4 protein-coding genes are annotated in these 3,765 nt (G+C 42.0%); 3 read left to right on the top strand and 1 reads right to left on the bottom strand.

What is annotated here, in order from left to right; all coding sequences use genetic code 11:
- Positions 1–86 precede the first annotated feature (86 nt).
- Positions 87–389, bottom strand: coding sequence for a Cox family DNA-binding protein (locus NXS07_RS18930; protein WP_434473996.1), 303 nt, complete (start codon positions 387–389; stop codon positions 87–89).
- Between the two features lie 194 nt (positions 390–583).
- Between NXS07_RS18930 and NXS07_RS18925 the strand changes: the two genes are divergently transcribed.
- The 3 genes from NXS07_RS18925 to NXS07_RS18915 all read left to right on the top strand — a co-directional run bounded on the left by NXS07_RS18925 (position 584) and on the right by NXS07_RS18915 (position 3,415).
- The gene (locus NXS07_RS18925) at positions 584–877 is read left to right on the top strand and encodes a helix-turn-helix domain-containing protein (RefSeq protein ID WP_258087398.1); all 294 of its coding nucleotides are present in this window, start codon (positions 584–586) and stop codon (positions 875–877) included.
- Positions 878–943: 66 nt separating this feature from the next.
- Positions 944–1,915, top strand: a complete 972-nt coding sequence (locus NXS07_RS18920; protein WP_258087397.1) for a phage integrase — start codon at positions 944–946, stop codon at positions 1,913–1,915.
- Positions 1,916–2,473: 558 nt separating this feature from the next.
- Complete coding sequence (locus tag NXS07_RS18915) at positions 2,474–3,415, top strand: Kdo(2)-lipid IV(A) acyltransferase (RefSeq protein WP_038197372.1); 942 nt, start codon at positions 2,474–2,476, stop codon at positions 3,413–3,415.
- The last annotated feature ends 350 nt before the right edge of the window (positions 3,416–3,765 follow it).

Here is a 3,765-nt window from a genome sequence, read left to right as displayed (position 1 = left end):
GGGCGAACTAATAACGTGCCGAATTTGATTCGTCCTTTACTTAATTCCTCTGGTGTTGGTAGAAGTTTTTGCATTTTCTGACCTCGTTACAACCCAATCCACAATAACCAAGCGTCACGAACCTCTTTTGGACGATTCAAATAAGCATCACGCATCGCTCTATTGAATTCAGGTATATAAACCCAGTTTTCACCACGGGTTTTCACAACCATACCATCCTGTTCTTTCACATCAGGATTCTGCCACGGAATAATTGGCAACTTACTCTTTTCAACCATCCCCTTAACAGCAGCATGTGTTTTACCTATTAAGTCAGCAAACTTCTGATAAGGGACAGCATCGACTGGGTAGTAAACCTGCATGTACCCGTTTTGGTTTTTTTCAATCACTTTTCACTTTCCTTTCTATAATTAAAATAGTGGTCAATTAGGAACCTCGTATTTTTCAGGCTCATTTGCTAACCTGTCTGGTTCAAACGCTTAGAGTTGCTTCGATGGGTAACTCTAAGTGTTTTCACGCCCGAAAAGGTCTTAATTGTGGAACCTTACGGGGATTTTAGTCTTAGAGATGGAACCTGTCAACTATGAATATGTCTCAAAAAATTCGAGCCATACGCAAAGCCGAAGGGCTAACACAAATAAAGTTTAGTGAACTAACAGGCATTGCCTTAAGCACCCTCAAGAACTATGAGGGGGAACATACTGCCCCCGGATTAAGTACAGTTCTTCAAATAACTAACCATCCGAATTTTGAAAAATACACCTTGTGGCTAATGACCGACAAGACTGCTCCTGAGTCTGGTCAAATTAGCCCAACTCTCTCCCCTGATGGTGCAGAAACCAAAATGTTACACCGCTCAGACCGGAAAACTGGCTAACACTGCATGAGGATTTTCTTGACTGGATAGAAACACAATCAATTTGTTACATCGGAGGGCTTCACTATGCCAATTAAGAAGCTCGATGATGGTCGTTACCTAGTGGACATTAGACCTCGTGGCCGGAATGGAAAACGGATCAGGAGAAAATTCGATAAGAAAACAGAAGCGATCGCTTTTGAACGTTATACACAAGCCAATGCTGAAAGTTTTGGGAGAGCATCAGACAGGCGAACTTTATATGAGTTGCTTGAATTATGGTGGATCTATCACGGCGTTACACTTAAAAACGCAAAAATAGAGCACCGGCAACTCAAAAACACGATTGCCGATTTAGGTAATCCTGCGATAAATCGCCTTAATAAACTTTGCTTGCTGGAATATCGGGGGGAGAGACTTAAAAACAACGTCAGCGCCGCAACAATTAATCGTGATTTATATCGATTATCCGGCATGCTGTCCGCCTTGCAGAAATTCGAATTCTTCAATAGCGATAATCCGATCAAAGGATTGCCGACACTGAAAGAAAAGCGGGCAGAAATGACCTTTTTAAGTCATAAGGAAATCAAGTATCTACTCGGTGCATTATCAGGAGATTATAAGTTAGTAGCATTGCTTTGCTTAAGCACAGGTGCCAGATGGTCAGAAGCTGCAACGTTAAAGAGTGAACAGGTGATAAATGGTCGTGTTACGTTCCTTGAAACTAAAAACGGAAAATCACGCACCGTCCCTATTTCTGATGAACTGGAAAAACTCTTGAAAACTAAAACGTCCGGGCTACTGTTTAAGGTTATATACAATACCTTCAGAGCAAAAATGAGGGTTATAAAACCTGATTTACCTCATGGTCAAGCAACTCATGTTTTGCGTCATACATTCGCTAGTCACTTTATGATGAATGGTGGAAATATCGTTGCATTACAGCAGATCCTTGGTCATGCAAATATTCAGCAAACTATGACTTATGCTCATCTTTCGCCTGACTATATGCAGTTTGCTATTACTCTTAATCCACTGAAAGGTGGTATAGATATATAACCATTTTAAGCAGTTATAGTGACCTCAAAGTGTCCACACTTGCATGATTGCGGGTTTCTTATAGTTGCTTTGCGTTACTTTTTATTCAATTGATTTAAAGGGATTTTTATTCCAATCGAATAAGACAAGGTTCCACGGATGGAGCCTTAAAAGACAGACATGGTGTACTTTCCTGAATTTCGGTAATAAAAGAATCAAAACTTCAATGGCTATCCCATTGATAGCCGGATATCATAACGAAAATGGCCTTTAGCGAGTAGTGATTTTTAACGTTGCTATTCTGATAGTAATTAGTGCTTGCTCATCATTTCAACGCCCAACTCGTGTCCAACAGATGTAAAACAGCATTTGAATATAATGCGCAGGAATATCATAATCATGGCCTGGCGCAGCATTACCCGATAGTGGATATGGCGCTTGATTTATCAACAATTAAGCATTTAATGTCTCAATATTTCGATATTTCACTAAAAAATGTCACAATACACCGATATTACTTCTTGGAGCCTGACGAGTCCGGCTTTTAGTTAAATGTTATCCTTAACACACTGAAAACACATGATACAAGCACCATCTTTTCAACGTTCATTTTTACACCCCCGTTATTGGCTGACTTGGCTAGGTATCGGGATACTTTATTTACTGGTTTTACTCCCTTATCCGGTGATTTACTGGATAGGAACCCGGCTTGGCCGGCTTTCACAGCGCTTTTTGAAAAAACGAGCCAAAATCGCTGAACGCAATTTAGCTCTCTGTTTCCCTGATATGTCACCAGAAAAACGGAATGAATTACTAGTCAGAAATTTTGAGTCTGTTGGTATGGGGTTGTTTGAAACTGGCATAGCATGGTTTTGGCCTGACTGGAGAATCAAGCGTTGGTTCAAAATCACAGGAGAAGAAAATCTCCAAAAAGTGCTGTCCAGTAATCAGGGATTCATTGTTATTGGGATCCATTTTCTAACACTGGAATTGGGTGCACGTATCCTGGGTCTGCTAAATCCGGGGATCGGTGTTTATCGCCCAAATGACAATCCCGTCATGGATTGGCTGCAAACTTGGGGACGACTGCGTTCCAATAAATATATGCTGGACAGAAAAGATGTGAAGGGCATGATCCGTTGTCTGAAAAATGGTGAAATGGTTTGGTATGCGCCAGACCATGATTATGGCCCACGTAAAAGCGTATTCGCCCCATTATTCGCAGTTGAACACGCCGCAACAACGACGGGTACTTCGATTCTTGTCCGTTTGTCCGACCCAGCCCTGCTCCCTTTTACTCCCCGTAGATTGCCGGATGGAAAAGGTTATGAGCTGATGATCCAGCCAGCGGTGGAAGGTTTTCCAAAAAACGATGAAGTCGAAGCGGCAGCATTTATGAACAAGGTGGTTGAACGGGAGATTATGCAGGCACCAGACCAGTACATGTGGCTACACCGTCGTTTTAAAACACGTCCCGAAGGCATGCCATCCCTGTACGATGACAACAATAACATTCACTAACTGTAAGGGCTCGCGTTTGAAATTACGTGGGCTCGCAATCAGCGCGATTTTCGGCTCACGCTAAGTGACAATGAAAACCCTCCCGGGCTCACGCTAAGTGATAATGAGCTTGCAATCAGCTTGCCGGGCTTGCATTCCATCGTTACGGGCTCAAATTAACTGCAAATGAAAAAATCGTCTCGTTTGGATCTAGATGCCGAATGTAGTGCGTCTCGAAAATCTGGTTTAAACCCTTATGAGGCGGTGTTATTGTCTCATTGTCCTGTCTGTTTTGGGTATACCCATACAATCCAATAGATTGGTTTAAGCGGAAAATTTCATTTGCAGTTATTGTGAGCCGGTCGAAATGA

This window comes from Xenorhabdus bovienii (assembly GCF_024721015.1).
Classification (GTDB): Bacteria; Pseudomonadota; Gammaproteobacteria; order Enterobacterales; family Enterobacteriaceae; genus Xenorhabdus; species Xenorhabdus bovienii.
The sequence above is the reverse complement of the archived record's forward strand: the minus strand, read 5'-3'. Positions and strand labels throughout refer to the sequence as shown.

Excerpts from the sequence above, each read along its gene's own strand:
- NXS07_RS18915 (WP_038197372.1), top strand. The coding sequence starts at position 2,474 with ATGATACAAGCACCATCTTTTCAACGTTCATTTTTACACCCCCGTTAT.
- NXS07_RS18920 (WP_258087397.1), top strand. The coding sequence starts at position 944 with ATGCCAATTAAGAAGCTCGATGATGGTCGTTACCTAGTGGACATTAGA.
- NXS07_RS18925 (WP_258087398.1), top strand. The coding sequence starts at position 584 with ATGAATATGTCTCAAAAAATTCGAGCCATACGCAAAGCCGAAGGGCTA.